The sequence below is a fragment of the Pseudomonas sp. LB3P93 genome (assembly GCF_054898025.1).
In genome coordinates this window covers 3325490-3343820 of sequence record NZ_CM142713.1, presented here as the reverse complement: position 1 = coordinate 3343820, position 18331 = coordinate 3325490, and the positions used below count along the sequence as shown (strand labels likewise).

General features: G+C 59.9%; 16 protein-coding genes. 6 read left to right on the top strand and 10 right to left on the bottom strand.

Translation table 11 applies throughout. The annotated features are described in order from the left end of the window. Positions 1-18: 18 nt before the first annotated feature. Positions 19-1218 (bottom strand): iron uptake system protein EfeO, encoded by a 1200-nt coding sequence (efeO, locus tag ACYZT8_RS15085; RefSeq protein ID WP_461973761.1) that lies wholly within the window; start codon positions 1216-1218, stop codon positions 19-21. 8 nt (positions 1219-1226) lie between these two features. Continuing rightward, positions 1227-2066 (bottom strand): iron uptake transporter permease EfeU, encoded by an 840-nt coding sequence (gene efeU / locus ACYZT8_RS15080; RefSeq protein ID WP_461973759.1) that lies wholly within the window; start codon positions 2064-2066, stop codon positions 1227-1229. Positions 2067-2368: 302 nt separating this feature from the next. On the opposite strand from efeU, the gene ACYZT8_RS15075 reads away from it, so the two are divergent. From ACYZT8_RS15075 to ACYZT8_RS15050, 6 genes are all read left to right on the top strand, one after another. After that, positions 2369-3385, top strand: coding sequence for an AraC family transcriptional regulator (locus ACYZT8_RS15075; RefSeq protein WP_461982478.1), 1017 nt, complete (start codon positions 2369-2371; stop codon positions 3383-3385). A gap of 169 nt (positions 3386-3554) precedes the next feature. Then, positions 3555-5219 carry an AMP-binding protein gene (locus ACYZT8_RS15070; protein ID WP_461973757.1) on the top strand — a complete coding sequence of 555 codons (1665 nt, stop codon included), beginning with the start codon at positions 3555-3557 and terminating at the stop codon, positions 5217-5219. A 16-nt stretch (positions 5220-5235) separates the two neighbouring features. Continuing rightward, positions 5236-5997 (top strand): SDR family NAD(P)-dependent oxidoreductase, encoded by a 762-nt coding sequence (locus tag ACYZT8_RS15065; protein WP_461973755.1) that lies wholly within the window; start codon positions 5236-5238, stop codon positions 5995-5997. Between the two features lie 11 nt (positions 5998-6008). Further along, a complete protein-coding gene (locus ACYZT8_RS15060) occupies positions 6009-7202 on the top strand; it encodes an acetyl-CoA C-acyltransferase (RefSeq protein ID WP_461973753.1) in 1194 nt (397 codons plus the stop codon). Between the two features lie 139 nt (positions 7203-7341). Further along, on the top strand, positions 7342-8469 hold the full coding sequence (locus tag ACYZT8_RS15055; protein WP_461973751.1) for an acyl-CoA dehydrogenase: 1128 nt from the start codon (positions 7342-7344) through the stop codon (positions 8467-8469). Between the two features lie 13 nt (positions 8470-8482). Next, positions 8483-9256, top strand: coding sequence for an enoyl-CoA hydratase (locus ACYZT8_RS15050; RefSeq protein WP_461973749.1), 774 nt, complete (start codon positions 8483-8485; stop codon positions 9254-9256). 122 nt (positions 9257-9378) lie between these two features. On the opposite strand, the gene ACYZT8_RS15045 is transcribed toward ACYZT8_RS15050, so the two are convergent. The 8 genes from ACYZT8_RS15045 to ACYZT8_RS15010 form a co-directional block, all read right to left on the bottom strand. Then, positions 9379-10530, bottom strand: coding sequence for an acyl-CoA dehydrogenase family protein (locus tag ACYZT8_RS15045; RefSeq protein WP_461958984.1), 1152 nt, complete (start codon positions 10528-10530; stop codon positions 9379-9381). A gap of 3 nt (positions 10531-10533) precedes the next feature. After that, the gene (locus tag ACYZT8_RS15040; protein ID WP_461973747.1) at positions 10534-11640 is read right to left on the bottom strand and encodes an enoyl-CoA hydratase/isomerase family protein; all 1107 of its coding nucleotides are present in this window, start codon (positions 11638-11640) and stop codon (positions 10534-10536) included. Positions 11641-11763: 123 nt separating this feature from the next. Beyond that, the gene (locus tag ACYZT8_RS15035; protein WP_461973745.1) at positions 11764-12648 is read right to left on the bottom strand and encodes an alpha/beta hydrolase; all 885 of its coding nucleotides are present in this window, start codon (positions 12646-12648) and stop codon (positions 11764-11766) included. Further along, positions 12645-13043, bottom strand: a complete 399-nt coding sequence (locus tag ACYZT8_RS15030) for a Rid family hydrolase (RefSeq protein ID WP_461973743.1) — start codon at positions 13041-13043, stop codon at positions 12645-12647. The genes ACYZT8_RS15035 and ACYZT8_RS15030 overlap by 4 nt, the downstream gene beginning before the upstream one ends. Next, positions 13040-14272 carry a cytochrome P450 gene (locus tag ACYZT8_RS15025; protein ID WP_461973741.1) on the bottom strand — a complete coding sequence of 411 codons (1233 nt, stop codon included), beginning with the start codon at positions 14270-14272 and terminating at the stop codon, positions 13040-13042. The genes ACYZT8_RS15030 and ACYZT8_RS15025 overlap by 4 nt, the downstream gene beginning before the upstream one ends. 1 nt (position 14273) lies before the next feature. Next, on the bottom strand, positions 14274-15896 hold the full coding sequence (locus ACYZT8_RS15020) for an acyl-CoA dehydrogenase family protein (protein WP_461973739.1): 1623 nt from the start codon (positions 15894-15896) through the stop codon (positions 14274-14276). A gap of 372 nt (positions 15897-16268) precedes the next feature. Next, positions 16269-16976 carry an HPP family protein gene (locus ACYZT8_RS15015; RefSeq protein WP_461973737.1) on the bottom strand — a complete coding sequence of 236 codons (708 nt, stop codon included), beginning with the start codon at positions 16974-16976 and terminating at the stop codon, positions 16269-16271. Positions 16977-17136: 160 nt separating this feature from the next. Then, the gene (locus ACYZT8_RS15010) at positions 17137-18315 is read right to left on the bottom strand and encodes an MFS transporter (RefSeq protein WP_461973735.1); all 1179 of its coding nucleotides are present in this window, start codon (positions 18313-18315) and stop codon (positions 17137-17139) included. Positions 18316-18331 lie beyond the last annotated feature (16 nt).

The following is an 18331-nucleotide window of genomic DNA, read 5'->3' as shown; positions in this document are numbered from 1 at the left end:
CGGTTTTGAGTCTTCTGCTTAAAGGCCGGAAAGGCCAAGGGCGGGATCGATTCCATCGAGTGCGTCGGCCAGCGCCTTGGCCTTGTCGGCGATCTGTTTGCGCTGTTCGGCGCTCACCGTGTCGTAGCTCGCGTAGCCGTCCTTGACCTTGAGGCCATTGAGTTCGGCGTCGAGGGCGGTGACTGCACTGTCGATGTTCGGCAGCAACTCGGCGGCAGACTTGGTCAGCAGCGGGCGCAACAGGTCGACGACTTTGCGGGCTGCAAAAAGGTTGGCGGCGAAACCGTTGAGGTCAGCGTGGCTGTAGCGTTCCTCTTCACCGCTGCTGGCGCGCACATCGGCGAGGCTGTGGAGATTGCGCGCGACAATGCTCACCAGTTGCTCCGGTGGCAGCGACCGGGCGAGCAGTTGCTGTTTGAGCGTGGTGACATCGCTGCTCAGGCGCTGGGCAACCGGTGTCAGACCGTCGAGGTTGCGTTGCTGGAACAGCGCGTACTCGATGCGGTGAAAACCGCTGAAGGCCGGATCCTGTTCGCGTTTCTCGAAGTAATCGGCGCGGGCGTTGATCGCGTTGTCCAGTTCGGCCAGACGCTGGGCGGCCGGGGCGATCCGTTGATAGGCTTCGCGAGCGGGCACATACAGCGCTTGTGCCTGGCTCAGGTCGCCGGAAGCAATCGCCTGTTCAAGTGCGTTGACGGATTTGATCAGCGCGCTGCCCTGCCTGCTCAGGTACACCCGGAATTCCGACAACGGCCCCACGAAAGCGACCATCGACGGTTTGGCCTTGGCCGCCGCTTCGGAAGCGGCCGTCGGGGTCACGTGCAAGGTGCCGCGCGGGTTGCTCAGCAGTCCGCAGGTGATCGCATAGTCGCCGGGCACCAGGTTGGCATTGATCACCTGACTCAGGCCCGGTGCGATGTTTTCCCGTTCTTCGACCACCAGCACGCCGTCGAGGATTTCCCATTCAACGGCCCGGTCCGAGCGATTGACGATGCGGAAACTGGCGCGGCCTGCTGGAACGGTCAGCGCATTCGGCTCGCAACTGTGCGAGTGAATGGTCACCACCACCTCATCATGGTTGGTCTGACGCTTGGCTGCGGCCATTTTCGAGGCGTAGTAGAACAGGCCACCGGCGGCGATCATCACGATCACCGAACCGGCCACCGCCCAGCGCAAGGCGCGGGGAGGCGAAGCCTGGGGAGGGGCTTGATTTGGCATGGGTGCCCTTACTGGCTGGAAACGGAAGAAGGTTGTTTAGCCGGCGCCGGCGTGGGTAGAAAAAACATCACCAGCGCCACCACCAGGTAAATCAGATACGCCCCGAGGGTGCTGACCGTCGGCGCGTCCTGGTAACCGAACATGCCGGCCAGCACCGAGCCCACCGGGCCGTCCATCGGCAGGGTCGCACTGAAGTCGAAGAGCACGGTTTGCAGGTAATTCCACACCCCGGCTTCATGCAGGGCCTGCACCGAGTTGGCGAGAATGCCGGCAGCGACCACGAGGATGAAAAGACCGGTCCAGCGGAAGAACGCGCCGAGGTTCAAGCGCATGCTGCCGGTGTAGATCAGGAAGCCGACGATGATCGCCAGGATCAGGCCGAGGAGGGCGCCAATCGGTGCCGCCGGGCCTTCGCTCTGCTGGAACACGGCGAGCAGGAAGAACACCGTTTCCAGGCCTTCACGGGCGACGGCGAAAAACACCATGGCGATCAACGCGGTCACCTGGTGTCTGGAGCCGGTCAGCGCGTGATCGAGGGAGACGTGCAGCGAGTGCTTGATCGAACGCGCCACTTTGCGCATCCAGAACACCATGGAGCTGAGAATGCCGACAGCCACCAGGCCGACCACGCCTTCAAACAGTTCCTGTTGTTTCTGCGGAAACTCGGCGCTGACCAGTTCCAGACCACCACCCACCAGCAGGGCCAGCGCAACGGCGAGGAACACGCCGATCCACACGGCCGGCATCCACTGGCCACGGCCGGTCTGCTTGAGGTAGCTGGCGATGATGCCAACGATCAACGCGGCTTCAATACCTTCGCGCAGCATGATCAGAAAAGGGACAAGCATTCAGCACCGTCTCGGGATTAGATAGGGTGCTAATTTGTAACATAATGACACTCATTCCCAAATGGCATTCATTGACATTTACCTGAACCTAACCTGAACAACCCTGAATATCACATTAAACCCTGTGGGAGCGGGCTTGCCCGCGATGACGGCTGCCCATTCAAAATATATGTCGACTGACACTCCGCCATCGCGGGCAAGCCCGCTCCCACATGGATTTTCGCTGCCCAGAGGATCTGCATTGGGCTGGCGGCTGCGCTAAGATGCCGGCACTCAAACAAGAACAAGGCTTGCCTCGCTCAATGTCGGAAAAAGACACCATCGCCATTCAACTGGTGCGCGAAGCACTGTTGCAAAGCTGCGCCCCCGGAGCCGCCACCGACGAGGTGTTGAATAAGGTCGGTATCGACCCTGCATTGCTGCAAACCAGCGATGCCCGGGTTCCGGCCACCGCCTATGCGCGGTTATGGCGCTTGCTCGCCCGGCGCGGAGACGATGAGTTTTTTGGCATGGACCCGCGCAAGCTCAAATCCGGAAGCCTTGAATTTCTCTGTCGCAGTTCGATGATCCAGCCGAGTCTCGCGGCCGGTCTGACGTCTGGCCTGAGCTTTCTGTCGTTGATGCTTGAACGCATGCCCGCGCAGCTGGTTCGTCAGCAAAGCCTGGCGGAGATTGTGTTGCTGGAAGACGACCAGGACCCGCACCGTGCCTTTACCTATTTCACCTACTGGATGATCGTTCACGGCGTTGCCTGTTGGCTGGCGGGGCGGCGCATACCGATTCTGGCCATCGAGTTGCGTTGTTCAGAGCCGGATTTCTGCGATGACTATCAGGTGATGTTTTCCGAGAACCTGCGTTTCGACCGGCCACGCACGCGGATGATTTTCTCGGCGGACTGCCTGGATTTGCCGATCAAGCGCAGCCCCGAAGAACTCAAGCGGTTCCTGGCCCACGCGCCGGCGAATATTCTGGTCAAGTATCGCGACCCTGAAAGCCTGGCGAGCCGGATCAAACATGATTTGCGCCAGTTGCCCGCTGAGCAGTGGCCGGAGACCGAACCGCTGGCGCAGCAACTGTGCATGTCGGCCTCGACCTTGCGCCGGCGACTGGCGGAAGAAGGGCAGACTTACCAAGGGCTCAAGGACAGCGTACGCAAGGAATTGGCGATTGTGTGGCTGGCCGAGGCGCATATCAGCTTTGCCGAAATTGCTACGCGGTTGGGGTTTGCTGATGCGAGTTCGTTTTATAAGGCGTTTCGCAAGTGGTCGGGGTCCAATCCTGGGCATTACCGTAGCCTGATCCTTAACGAATCGAGCTAGACACCGATCGTTCCCACGCTCTGCGTGGGAACGATCATTGGCTACCTTGGCCAAACCAGTCAAACAACTTGATAGCTTTGACCATTGCCCCGATCCCCGCGCGGAGCGAGTATTTCTGTGGTTTTTTACGGTTCCCCCAACCTAATAAAAATACAGAGGGATTCTGGCAATGCGCGATTACTTGTCTGCCACGTCACAGTTCAATTATCAGCACACCGTCGACGCCGCACTTGCCGGTGATTTGACCGCCCTCAACGCCTGCGTCGAGTGTTGCGACCGGCACGCCTTGCCGGGGCGCATTGCGCTGTTCTGGGAAGGTCGCGACGGCGCCAGCGCGACGTACACCTTCAGCGACTTGCAGGACAAAGCCGCGCGGTTTGCCAATTTCCTCCTGGCCCAAGGCGTGAAGAAGGGCGACAAGGTTGCCGGTCTCTTGCCACGGAACATCGAGTTGCTGATCACCGTCTTCGCAACCTGGCGCATCGGCGCGGTCTATCAGCCGCTGTTCACCGCCTTCGGCCCGAAAGCCATCGAACACCGATTGAGCTGTTCCGGTGCCAAAGTGGTGGTCACCGACGCAGTCAATCGTTCAAAACTGGCTGAAGTTACCGACTGCCCGACCATCGTTACCGTTGCCGGCCCCAAAGGCCAAGGCATCGTCCGCGGCGATAACAGCTTCTGGGCCGAACTGGCCAATTATTCCCCTGCGTGCGAACCGGTGCTGCTGACCGGCGAAGACCCGTTCCTGCTGATGTTCACCTCGGGCACCACCGGCCCGTCGAAAGCCTTGTCGGTGCCGCTCAAGGCGATCGTCGCCTTTCAGAGCTACACCCGCGATGCCGTGGACTTGCGCCCCGAAGACGCATTCTGGAACGTAGCGGATCCGGGCTGGGCCTACGGCATCTATTTCGGCGTCACCGGTCCGATGGCGATGGGGCATCCGATCACCTTTTACGACGGCCCTTTCACCCTCGAAAGCACCTGCCGGGTCATCAACAAGTACGGAATCACCAACCTCACCGGATCACCGACGGCCTACCGCCTGTTGATTGCCGGGGGTGACGAATTCGCCCGTTCGATCAAGGGCAAACTGCGCATTGTCAGCAGCGCCGGCGAGCCGCTGAACCCGGAAGTGATCCGCTGGTTTGCCGACAACCTCGGCGTGGTCATTCACGACCATTATGGCCAGACCGAACTGGGCATGGTCCTGTGCAATCACCACGGCATTGAACACCCGATCCACATGGGCGCCGCCGGGTTTGCTTCGCCGGGCCATCGCATCGTGGTGCTCGACGACGAATACAAAGAACTCGGCGTCGGCCAGCCGGGCATCCTGGCCATCGACCGCACCCAGTCGCCGATGTGCTGGTTCGCCGGTTATGAAGGCGCACCGACCAAGGCCTTCGTCGGCAACTATTACCTGAGCGGCGACACCGTCGAATGGAACCCGGATGGCAGCATCAGTTTCGTCGGCCGTAGCGATGACGTGATCACCACTTCCGGCTATCGCGTGGGTCCGTTCGACGTGGAAAGCGCGCTGATCGAACACCCGGCGGTAATAGAAGCCGCCGTGGTCGGCAAGCCAGATCCGGAGCGCACCGAGCTGGTGAAAGCCTTCGTGGTCATCGGTTCGCAATATCGCCCGACGCCGGAATTGGCTGAAGAACTGCGCCAACACGTGCGCAAGCGTCTAGCGGCGCATTCATACCCGCGTGAAATCGAATTTGTCAGCGAGTTGCCGAAAACCCCAAGCGGCAAATTGCAGCGCTTTATCTTGCGCAACCAGGAAATCGCAAAGGCTCAAGAGGCCGCCGCGAAGAACGTTTCAGCTTGAATCCAAGGAAACAATGATGCAGATCGAAAACAAGGTTTTTCTCATCACCGGCGGTGCGTCGGGCCTCGGTGCCGCCACCGCTGAAATGCTGGTCGCGGCCGGCGCCAAGGTGATGCTGGTGGACATGAACGCCGAAGCCGTTGCGGCCCAGGCTGAACGCCTCGGCGCGCAAAGCGTGGTGGCCGACATCAGTGACGAAGCCGCAGCCGAAGCCGCCGTACAGGCGACGGTGAAAGCTTTCGGCGGCCTCAACGGGCTGGTCAACTGCGCCGGCATCGTGCGTGGCGAGAAGATCCTCGGCAAGACCGGCCCGCACGCGCTGGCCAGTTTCAGCCAGGTGATCAACGTCAACCTGATCGGCAGCTTCAATATGCTGCGTCTGGCGTCGGCGGCCATTGCCGAAACCGAAGCGGATGCCGACGGCGAGCGCGGTGTGATCATCAACACCGCTTCGGCGGCGGCGTACGATGGCCAGATCGGCCAGGCCGCGTACGCCGCGTCCAAAGGCGCGATCGTCAGTCTGACCTTGCCTGCCGCCCGTGAACTGGCGCGCTTCGGTATCCGCGTAATGACCATCGCCCCCGGGATTTTCGAAACCCCGATGATGGCCGGCATGACCCCGGAAGTCCGCGCATCCCTGGCGGCCGGCGTGCCATTTCCGCCACGTCTGGGCAAACCGGGCGAGTATGCCGCGCTCGTCAGGCATATCATTGAAAACAGCATGCTCAATGGCGAGGTGATCCGTCTCGACGGTGCCTTGCGCATGGCCGCCAAGTAAGGAGATTTGTCATGACAATTGCCAACGATCCCATCGTAATCGTCAGCGCCGTCCGCACCCCGATGGGCGCTTTCCAGGGCGAACTGAAAAGCCTGACCGCACCGCAACTGGGTGCTGCCGCGATTCGCGCGGCGGTCGAACGCGCCGGTATCGCCCCTGATTCGGTCGAAGAAGTGCTGTTTGGCTGCGTACTGCCCGCTGGCCTCGGCCAGGCACCGGCGCGGCAAGCCGCGTTGGGCGCGGGGCTGGATAAATCGACCCGCTGCACCACCCTGAACAAGATGTGTGGTTCGGGCATGGAAGCGGCGATTCTGGCCCATGACATGCTCGTCGCCGGCAGCGCTGATGTGGTCGTTGCGGGCGGTATGGAAAGCATGTCCAACGCGCCGTATCTGCTGGACCGCGCCCGCAGCGGTTACCGCATGGGCCATGGCCGCGTGCTCGATTCCATGTTTCTCGATGGCCTGGAAGATGCCTACGACAAGGGCCGCCTGATGGGTACCTTTGCCGAGGATTGCGCCGAAACCAACGGTTTCAGCCGCGAAGCCCAGGATGCGTTTGCCATTGCCTCGACCACTCGTGCGCAGCAAGCGATCAACGACGGTAGCTTTAAAGACGAGATCGTGCCGCTCACCGTGACTGTCGGAAAAGAGCAGGTACTGATCAGCAACGATGAACAGCCGCCAAAGGCCAAACTGGACAAGATCGCCTCGCTGAAACCGGCGTTCCGAGAAGGCGGTACCGTCACAGCGGCCAACTCCAGTTCGATCTCCGACGGTGCGGCGGCATTGGTGTTGATGCGTCGTTCCGAAGCCGACAAACGCGGCCTCAAACCGCTGGCGGTGATCCATGGCCACGCGGCATTCGCCGATACGCCGGGCCTGTTCCCGGTGGCACCGATCGGCGCGATCAAGCGGCTGATGAAGAAAACCGGCTGGTCGCTGAACGACGTCGATCTGGTCGAAGTCAACGAAGCGTTCGCCGTGGTCGGCATGGCAGCGATGACCCACCTGGAAATTCCCCATGAGAAGCTCAACGTGCACGGCGGCGCTTGCGCGTTGGGCCACCCGATTGGTGCATCTGGCGCGCGGATCCTTGTGACCTTGCTCTCGGCCCTGCGCCAGAAAGGCCTGAAACGCGGCGTTGCAGCGATCTGCATCGGCGGCGGTGAAGCCACGGCCATGGCCGTGGAATGCCTGTACTGAAGGCTCCACCGATAACTGTGGGAGCGGGCTTGCCCGCGATTGCGGTGTGTCATCCAACATGGATGTCTACTGACACGGCCTCATCGCGGGCAAGCCCGCTCCCACAGGGGCCGTATTTCAACCAAGTTAAGGATTGGTCATGATTCCCAATGACGAACAACTTCAGATCAGCGACGCGGCCCGGCAATTCGCCCAGGAACGGCTGAAACCGTTCGCCGCCGAGTGGGACCGCGAGCATCGCTTTCCCAAGGAAGCCATCGGCGAGATGGCCGAACTGGGCTTCTTCGGCATGCTGGTGCCGGAAGAGTGGGGCGGTTGCGACACCGGCTACCTGGCCTACGCCATGGCCCTGGAAGAGATCGCGGCCGGTGACGGCGCCTGCTCGACCATCATGAGCGTGCACAACTCGGTGGGTTGCGTGCCGATCCTCAAGTACGGCAACGACGATCAGAAAGAACGCTTCCTCAAGCCCCTGGCCAGCGGCGCGATGCTCGGTGCCTTTGCCCTGACCGAGCCGCAAGCCGGCTCCGATGCGAGCGGCCTGAAAACCCGCGCGCGCCTGGAAGGCGATCACTACGTACTCAACGGCTGCAAGCAGTTCATCACCTCCGGGCAGAACGCCGGAGTGGTGATCGTATTTGCGGTGACCGACCCGAGCGCCGGCAAGCGTGGCATCACGGCGCTGATCGTGCCGACCGATTCGCCGGGCTACAAAGTCGCGCGGGTCGAAGACAAACTCGGTCAGCACGCCTCCGACACCTGTCAGATCCTGTTCGAAGACGTGAAAGTCCCGGTCGCCAATCGATTGGGCGAGGAGGGCGAAGGTTACCGCATCGCCCTGGCTAACCTCGAAGGCGGCCGTGTCGGCATCGCCTCTCAGTCGGTGGGCATGGCCCGCGCCGCGTTTGAAGCGGCCCGCGACTACGCCCGTGAGCGTGAGAGCTTCGGCGAGCCGATCATCGAACACCAGGCGGTCGCGTTCCGCCTGGCAGACATGGCAACCCAAATCGCCGTCGCCCGGCAAATGGTGCATTACGCCGCCGCGCTGCGTGACAGCGGCAAACCGGCCCTGGTCGAAGCCTCCATGGCCAAACTGTTCGCCTCGGAAATGGCCGAGAAGGTCTGCTCCTCAGCGTTGCAAACCCTCGGCGGTTACGGTTACCTGAACGACTTCCCGCTGGAGCGGATCTACCGCGACGTGCGGGTTTGCCAGATCTACGAAGGCACCAGCGATATTCAGCGCATGGTTATTTCGCGCAATCTTTAAGAAGGAAATCTTTATGACGTATGAAACGATTTTGCTGGAAACCCACGGCCGCGTAGGCCTGATTACACTCAACCGTCCGCAAGCGCTGAACGCGTTGAATGCGCAGATCGTCAGCGAACTGAACCACGCCCTCGATGGTCTGGAAGCTGACTCGAACATCGGCTGCATCGTGCTGACCGGCTCGAAAAAAGCCTTTGCCGCCGGCGCTGACATCAAGGAAATGGCCGAGCTGACCTACCCGCAGATCTACCTCGACGACCTGTTCAGCGACAGCGATCGCGTGGCCAACCGCCGCAAGCCGATCATCGCTGCGGTCAACGGTTTCGCCCTGGGCGGTGGCTGTGAACTGGCGCTGATGTGCGATTTCATCCTGGCCGGCGACAACGCCCGATTCGGTCAGCCGGAAATCAACCTCGGCGTGCTGCCGGGCATGGGCGGCACCCAGCGCCTGACACGTGCCGTGGGCAAGGCCAAGGCCATGGAAATGTGCCTGAGCGGGCGTTTGATCGATGCGGTAGAAGCAGAACGCTGCGGGATTGTCGCGCGGATCGTTCCGGCGGATGAACTGCTGGAAGAAGCGCTGAAAGTCGCGGCGTTGATCGCCAAGAAGTCGCTGCCGATTGCGATGATGGTCAAGGAAAGCGTCAACCGCGCGTTTGAAGTGAGCCTGTCGGAAGGCGTGCGCTTTGAGCGCCGGGTGTTCCATGCGGCGTTTGCGACGCAGGATCAGAAGGAAGGGATGGCGGCGTTTATTGCCAAGCGTGAAGCTGAGTTTCAAGGGAAGTAACGCGGCGTTTTCAATGACGCCATCGCGGGCAAGCCCGCTCCCACAGGTTTCGGGGTGTACATGATATTTGTGACCGACCGAGAACCCTGTGGGAGCGGGCTTGCCCGCGATGCTTTTAAAGGTCACACAAGATAGTTTTTCAACTCGCGAGCAATCACCATCCGCTGTATCTCGCTCGACCCTTCATAAATCTGCGTGATCCGCGCATCCCGGTAGTAGCGCTCCACCGGGTAATCCTCCAGATACCCATACCCGCCATGAATCTGCATCGCCGACGAGCAGACCTTCTCGGCCATCTCCGATGCAAACAACTTCGCTTGCGAAGCCTCTGACAGACACGGCTTGCCGGCGCTGCGTAACCGCGCTGCGTGCAAGATCAGCAAACGCGCGGCGTTAAGCCGGGTGTGCATGTCGGCCAGCATATTGGCGATGCTCTGGTGTTCGATGATCGGCTTGTCGAACTGCACCCGATCCCGCGAATAAGCCAGTGCGGCTTCAAACGCCGCCCGTGCAATCCCCAGCGCCTGCGCGGCGATGCCGATGCGGCCGCCTTCGAGGTTGGACAGGGCGATGGCCAAACCTTTGCCGCGATCACCCAGCAGGTTGGCTTCGGGAATCGTGCAGTTGCTCAACGTCACCGCACAGGTGTCGGAAGCACGAATGCCCATCTTATGTTCGGTGCGGTCGACGATAAAACCGGCAGTATCAGTCGGCACGAGGAACGCCGAGATGCCGCGCTTGCCCAAGTCCGGATCGGTCACGGCAAACACAATTGCCAGTTTCGCCCGTTTGCCATTGCTGACGAATTGCTTGGCGCCGTTGATCACCCATTGGCCGTCGCGCAGTTCGGCGCGGGTGCGCAGGTTGTGCGCTTCGGAACCGGCTTGCGGTTCGGTCAGGCAGAAGCAGCCGATTGCCTGGCCGCTGGCCAAGTCCGGCAACCACGCTTGTTTCTGTTCTTCAGTGCCGTAATTGAGCACCGGGCCGCAGCCCACGGAGTTGTGGATGCTCATCAGTGCACCCGTGGCGCCGTCGCCGGCCGAAATCTCTTCCACTGCCAGGGCGTAGGCGACGTAGTCGACATAGGTGCCGCCCCATTCTTCCGGCACTACCATGCCCAACAGGCCCAGTTCGCCCATCTTCGCCACCAGACCGTCATCGATCCAGCCGGCCTTTTCCCAGGCTTGCGCATGGGGCGCGATTTCGCCGCGGGCAAAGTCCCGGGCCATGTCGCGGATCATGACTTGTTCTTCGCTCAATTCGATATCGTGCATGGCTCAGTTCCCGCTCTGGTCAAAACCGCTGAAGAAACTTGCGACGTGCTCGGCGTCCAGCGCCTGCAAGGTCGGCGGGTTCCAGCGTGGTTTCTTGTCTTTATCGATCAGCAAGGCGCGCACGCCTTCGATCAGGTCGCCGCGCTCGAACCACTGACGGTCCAGGTGCAGCTCAAGGGCGAAGCAGTCCTCCAGACTCAAGTGCCGACCGCGACGCAGCATTTCCAGGGTCACACCCATTGCCAGCGGTGAACGGCTCTCCAGCAGATCAGCCGTGGCCGTCGCCCATTCATGGCTGTCGGCGACTGTTACTTCACGCAGTTGCTCAACAATACTCGGCACATCGGGCAGGGCGAAGAAGTGATCGATGGCCGGGCGCAGGGCTTTCAAAGGTGCATCGGGAAGTTGTTGCACCGCGAATTTCGCCAGCAGGCCCTGAAGGTCCTTGAGCGGCGTTTCACGCCATTCAAGCTGATCGAGTTGCTCGTCGAGGGAGCCCAGTTTGTCGCTTTCCAGATACCAGTCGGCCAGACCGCAATAGAGCGCATCGGCCGCGCGTATCTGCACGCCGCTGACGCCGAGATAAATCCCCAGTTCACCGGGAACCCGTGGCAGGAAGTGACTGCCACCGACGTCCGGGAAATAACCGATGGCCACTTCCGGCATCGCCAGACGGCTCTTCTCGGTGACCACCCTCAAATCAGCGCCTTGCACCAAACCCATGCCGCCGCCCAGGACAAAGCCGTCCATCAAGGCCAGCACCGGTTTGCGGTAATGGTGAATGGCGAGGTCGAGGGCGTATTCCTCGACGAAGAAATCTTTGTGCAGCGTGTCGCCGCTTTTGAAGCTGTCGTACAGCGAGCGAATATCGCCGCCGGCACAGAACGCTTTCTCACCGGCACCGCGCAAGACCACGGCGTGAACCTGCGGATCCTGTGCCCACACGTCGAGCTGACGCTGAAGGAGGCGGACCATGTCGAGGGTAATGGCGTTGAGGCCGGCGGGGCGGTTGAGGGTCAGGTGACCGATGTGGTTGCGAACCTCGGCCAGCACTTCGTTTTGCGTGGCATCCATGGACGAAGTCCCCTTCGATGAAACCTGAGCAGTCATCACTAACTCCCTGCTTTTATTGTTCTTTATAGACAAGCTCGCGCGCGAGCGATCCCGGATCGTACCAGTGCAAATTTGTGATGTACAACCGGGATATGTGCAGGCTCAGTTTGCGTTTTTGCCTTATGAACGCATCAAGTCCTGTTTTCCGAACAAATGCGTTTGCAGAACTTGAGCGCACAACAACAGCGCGTGTTTAGCGTCATCGTAACGGGCCGGGTAGTTGACGAAACCATGAGGCATCCCGATGTACTCCTTGTGCTGAACCGGCACATCAGCCTGCGTCAGTCGACGCGCATACTCCCGGCCTTCGTCCCGCAACACGTCACACTCAGAGGTGATGATCAGCGCTCGCGGCAAGTCTTGCAGGTTTTCATGCCGCACTGGCGAAAGCCTCGTGTCCGCGCGCGATACGTCTGGCGGCACGTAGTGCGCGATATACCATTCGAGCATTTCTGCCGTCAGCCCGTGTCCTTCAGCGAATTCGGTGTGGGAAGGGTTGTTCGTCAGGCAATCGAGCAAGGGGTAAAGCAGCAATTGGAACACGATGCGTGGTGAGCCCCGAGCAAGGGCCCACTGGCAAATGACGGCCGCCATTCCACCGCCTGAGCCGCCGCCGGCCACCGCCATTCGCGAAGGATCCAGACCCATGACCGGGCCGTGTTCGACAACCCATTCGGTCGCAGCGCAGCAATCTTCTACTGCAGCAGGAAACACGTGCTCCGGTGGCCGTGCGTAGTCCACGGCGACCACGGCACAACCCGCCCATTCACACATGTGTCGGCAAAAGCCGTCGTGGGTGTCCAGATCACCGGTGACCCAGCCGCCACCATGGAAAAACATCAGCACCGGGAAGGAGCCAGAGCCAGCAGGGGTGTACAGCCGCAGGGGGAGCGCTCGACCGTGGCTTTGGATCGATAGGTTGCGAACGCTGACGACCATTAACTCCCGCAACGCAGTTCTGACACTTTCCACGCCGGGTGCGGAATCTTGCTTTTGGATCGTCATAGCTCTATCTCGCAGGCTGTTGCCTCGGTGGTGAGCTCAACCACATATTCTTTACTGATCAAATCGCTGACCGCCAGGCACATCAAAGTCGGCGGGTGCCCCTTGAAAAACTTCTTGTGCGCTTTGGCAATGTCCGGCCAGAACTTCATGCTGGTGGTGTAGATGCGGATCCCGATAATGCTTCGCCGATCGACGCCAAGCTGTTTGATGGAGTCTTCAATGATCTCCAGGCAACGCAGGGTCTGCTTATACGCATTGCCCGGTTTATAGGGTTTTCCTTTGTCATCGAACGCCACGGTGCCTCCCATCAAAATCCGCTCACCGACCCGAATTGCCCTGCAGTACCCGGCAATTTTCTCCCATGGCGCTTGTGAAAAAACACGTTGGATTTTCATTGTCCATCTCCTTTGCCCAGATCAATGGGCAGTGATTTCAGTCCACGAAACTGCAAATTGTTGTCACGCCAGATCGCAGGTTTGTCGGCAATCAGGCTCAACTCGGGAAAGCGCTTGAACAGCGAGGTGAAAACGACTTCGGCTTCGAGGCGGAACAACGCGGTCCCCATGCAGAAGTGCTCCCCCCGACCAAACGCCAAGTGATCGTTGCGTTCACGGCGAATATCGAAACGGTCGGGGGCGGGGAATTTCGCGGGATCACGATTGGCGGAGGCGCGCATCAGGTAAACCAGATCGCCTTTTTTCATCGTAACGCCATGGATCAACACATTTTCGTTGAGCACCCGATGGCTGAACGAGCCGGCAGAATCGAAGCGCAGCATCTCTTCGATGGCTGGTTTAACCAGGTTCAGGTCTGCCATCAGGGCTGCAAACTGATCGGGATGCTCAAGCAGGTGCAAAAAGCCGATGCACAACTGATCCGCGCTGGTGGTGTAGCCCGCGACCAGGATGAAGACGATCTGCGCCAGCACCTGATTGGTGCTCGAATCGCTCTCCATGCTGGCCTCGAGTACCCGGCTGACCAGGTCATCTTCAGGCAGCTTTCGACGCTGCTCGATGACCTCGGCGAAATAGGCGTACATCTCTTCAACGCCTATCAGCGCCTGTGCAGGCCCAAAGTCGTTGTCCAGGCTGCCAACCAGAAAGATCAGGATGCAATCTGTCCAGCGCCTGAGCTTTAGCGCGTCTTCACGAGGGATGCCATAGAGATGGGCGAGTATCAGCGCCGGAACGCGGTTGAACAGCTTCGCCATCAGATCCGTTTGGGGTTCCAGCCGGGACAGCTCTGCGTCGGTGATCTCCTGAATGGTTTGACGCAAGGCTTCCATGGCGCGCGGCGTGAACGCTTTGCCCAGCAGATGGCGACTGCTCTTGTGCGCCTTGCCATCCTGCGAGTACATCCATTCGGACGCGAGTCTGACGAACGTTGCCAGTTGCGCGCGCTTTTCCGGTGGAACCTGGGCATCGACCAGTTGTTGCATGCGGTTCGAGGAATAGCGTTCGGTGTCTGCCTGCGCGGCGAACACCTCGCTGTAGCGGGTCAAGAACCAAGCCTTGAAGTGAGGACACCAATACACTGGCTGATGCTCGCGCAGCCAGGCATAGGCTGGGTAGGGGTTTCGGACTGTCTCGCGACGGGTGAAGTCGAGCAGCAATTCAATGTCCATTTCACTGCTCCTCGTACAAAGCAGCGGTGAATTGCTGGAGGTAGTGCGGATTATCGATCGGCGCGCTGATCAGTTCCTGCGGCGGCTCCAGCAACGTGGTCAGCAAGGAAAGCCGGGGTTCTGTGGCGTGAGCAATCAGATCGGCGCTGTCAGCGGCCAGTCCTCCTTCGCTCAACGGCGTTGCAAACACCTTGATAACGTCTTCGAGTATTTCCTGCGAGACCAGCTGATTGCTCTCGACCTCCGCGATGATCAGATCAAGGGCACGGGCATAGGTCAGGGCCAATGCCTGACGATGTGATACTTCGCTCGGACTGCAACACTGCTCGACAATGTTCATTTCAATGCGCTGGCCGATGTTGGCGGTGGGCCGGGACGCAAACCGCGGTCGGGTCACCGCATCCCTGGCCACTTGATAGGCCATGACACTGTTGTCGCCAGCAAACGTGATGCTGATTTCGCAATCCATGCACAGCGTGACGATCTGGTTGTAATGGTGAAATCCCTGAGAACCGCAGAGTTCTCGGCACATGCGCATCACGTCCAGCCCCATCCAGGTGCCGATACTTTTGGCGATGGCCGCGAGAATATGCAGCTCTTTGCGTTTGTCCGGCTGATCCCACATGGCTTCGAACCGCGACAGGATGGCTTGCTCCAAAAGCTTCAGCGCGAGTGCCTTCAGCTGTTCGACGTACAGCCGTTGCCGAATCAGCGGTTTGGCCAGGAGGGGTTCGTTGGCTTCGGCGTTTTTGACCACGCGATGGCAGACAAAGCGGTACGCCAAATGAGCGCACAGCTGCGCGCCGCCACGAGCCGCCGCCAGCAGAAACAAACGCTCCTGAATGAACGTCTCCATGGCGCGGGTCGCCCGCTGGTCTCTTTGAACATCGCTGATAAATTGGCCGTCAGCGGTGAACCGGGCATGCCGTTGCATCATCGCGTCCAGCGGTAATCTCATCTCACAGAAGCGAATGCCGGCCACTTGATTGGCGTGGATCCCGCCTTTGGGGTCGCAAGCCATGACCTTGACGCCGGACAACAGCGGGCCATTTTCTTGCTCGCGGATCACCACCCGGAACCAGTGCAGTCCTTCGTCCTTGCCACTGATGATCAAGCGCGCCAACACCATGACGACCTGCGCCGCGTGCAGCGCATTGCCGATCCAGAATTTGCAGGCGGCGGGTGAGGGTGTGTGCAGAGTCAGGCAATTATTCAGGGGATCAAAGGTGACAGTGGTTTGCAGGTTGCGCACGTCGGAGCCACTGCTGATCTCGGTACAGCCAAAGGCATAGACCGCGCTCATCTCGATGACTTCCTGACGGTAGCGCGCGAGCTGCAGTGCATCACCCTGAGCAAACAGCGCGTTGCCGGCGATCATGTGGTCGACGATCGAGGAAAACAGCGCGTAGTCGAAAGCACCAACGGTTGCGGTGCGCTCAATCATTTGCCGGAAGTCTGACTGGCGGGTTTGGCCGCACCACATGTCATTGGTGATCAGACCGGACTGGACAATTTCCCGCATGCGCCTGATGGTCAGGTCCATGTATTTGCGTAATGGCAGTTGATGGCGGATCCGCGGATCGAACTCGGGTCCTTGCAGCATTTTCAGCAGTGGATCGCTCATGAGACTTCCCTCTCGTAGATTTCGAAAAAAACGGTTTCGAAACCACCAGAGCAGAGGGCTGGCAGAGCAGAGAACAACAGAATCCTTCAAGTACGAGTCATGTACCCGGAGCATCACGAACAGCAAAATACGCGAAGGTGTTGTTTCTTCTGGGAGGTGCGGTTCTGTCAAAGCGCGAAGGCAGCGTCGCCACTCGACATTGTCGAGTGTTTCTCCATAGCCAGACTTCTTCCATGTCATCGCTACTGGACGTTACGGCGGGCCAGACTTCGTAGTGAAAGACAGACAACTCTATGCGGTACATTGGAGACTGTAGTCGCAGATTATCGACAGACAAGGTGCTGCACAGACCGTCGGTCGGTCCCTTTGATGCTATGCGCTACGAGACAACACTTCACCAATACTGCGACGTTTGGCGTGCAACTCACTGATTTTGATCAGTTGTTCAAGGTCTTCCGGTGTGACATCGAAGAACGCTTCCATATCTGCCAAGGCCAGTTTCAGGTCTTGGGCGGTGATGGCCTGGATGTCGATCGGCGGAAGATCGGCAGGTACCCTGGTCACCGGTTCGCTGGCGCGTTTGGGGTAACAAATGCGTGTCAGGTTGTTATAGGCCAGGGCGCTGAGCAGCATGGTCGATGCGCCGAGCATCACCGGGCCGAGGGCTTTCCAGTCCAGCGCGATCGTCGCCGGGTCTGCCAACACTAACAGCAGCGCCAGTGCTCCGGCTGGCGGATGCAGGCAACGCAACCAGCACATCAGAACCAGCGCCATGCCGGCCGCCAGGCAGGCGCTGCCGAGGGTTCGTCCGAGTACGTGGGCGATCAGCAGCGAAATGACGCCGGCGCTCAAGTACCCGCCAAGAATCGACCACGGTTGGGCGAGTGCACCGGAAGAGACCGCGAACAGCAACACGGCGGATGCACCCAACGGCCCGATCAAATGCTGGGCTACTTCCATGCCGAACACCTGCGCGCAAATCCAGACGCTGAGCATCGTACCCAAGGACATGCCGATAGCGGCGCGGCTCCATTCTGAAGGACGGGTGTTGATGGCGGCGGGAAACCAGCGAGCGAACATGAGGCAAACGATCCGTCAGCAAAAAGCGATGCAAAAAAAAGGCTTAGCTGGGAAACCCAGAAAGCCCTTGAAGGTGTTCCAACTATTGGGGGAGGAACGGGGCACAGTGTGCCGTCCATTACCGATACTGACAAATTCATATAAATGCAGTTTGAGTGCATTATTTTTGCTGTAAGGCGACTCTCCGACCGCTCATGAAGCACAGGAACCCGCCCATGGCTGTCAGCGCGCTCAGGGCATAAAACATCGTGGGCGCCGGTGTGTGCATCAGCAGGAATCCGCAAATCACCGGGCTTAGTGCACCGCCGAGGGCCGCGAGGTTCTGTGCGCCGTAGTAACTGCCGCGCAGCTCTTCCGGCGCCAGGGTGTCGACGAAGAGGAATTCGGCGGGGTAAATGATCATTTCACCGAGGGTGAAGATGAACATCGCCACGCACCAGCTCACCAGGCTGTCGGCCAGACTGAAGCCGATCAGCCCGACGATAAACAGGCTGGTGCCGCCCGCGATCCAGTAACGCAGTTGTTCGCGCTTGAGGAAACGGCCGATCTGGTATTGCAGCAGAATCACACTGATGGCGTTGCACGCGAGCAGGGCGGCCATGGTTTCCAGGGCGCGCTTGGAATCGTGAGTCACCAGCAGGTATTGCGACAGGTACAGGGTGAAACGGCCGTGGACCACGGTACTGAGCAGGCAGCCGCAGGTGAACATGATCAGCGTGCGGTCGTTTTTCAGGGTGATCAGTGTCTTGAGAAAACTCTGGGGCTGGCCGATCGCGGGTGTCGGAGCCGAGTCCCTGGGGATCCCGATCATCAGGAAAATACTGAAGAACGCAATGCCGCCGGCAATCAGGAACGGCGCAATCGGGTACACACCGGCAATCACCACGCCGAGCATCGGGCCGGTGGCGTAGCCGATGTTGGTCAGGGTGTAGCGCAGCGAAAAGGCTTTGGCGCGCTGGCCCATGGGCAGGTTTTCGCTGAGGATCGCCTTCGAGCCGATCAGGAACAGCGCCGAGGCGGTTTCGGTGATCACCAGGGTGGCGGTGGTCAGGTAAAGGTTTTCGGCGAAGGTCAGCAGCACGAAGCCGATGGCGCTGGAGAGCATGGCGAGGATCAGCAGCCGACGCTTCTCGAGGCGGTCGATGATGTAACCGCCATAGAGCGCGAGCAGGGTGGCAATAAACACCGCGATGCCCAGCAGCAAACCGACATCCTGTTGGTTGAGGCCGAGCTTGTTGCTCAGGAACAACGTGAGCAACGGGCTGGTGATGGCGCGGCTGACGACGATGGTCAGCGAGACGATCATCAACCGGCGGATTACGAGCGAGTAAGTGGCCACGGTGGGGCAAATGTCC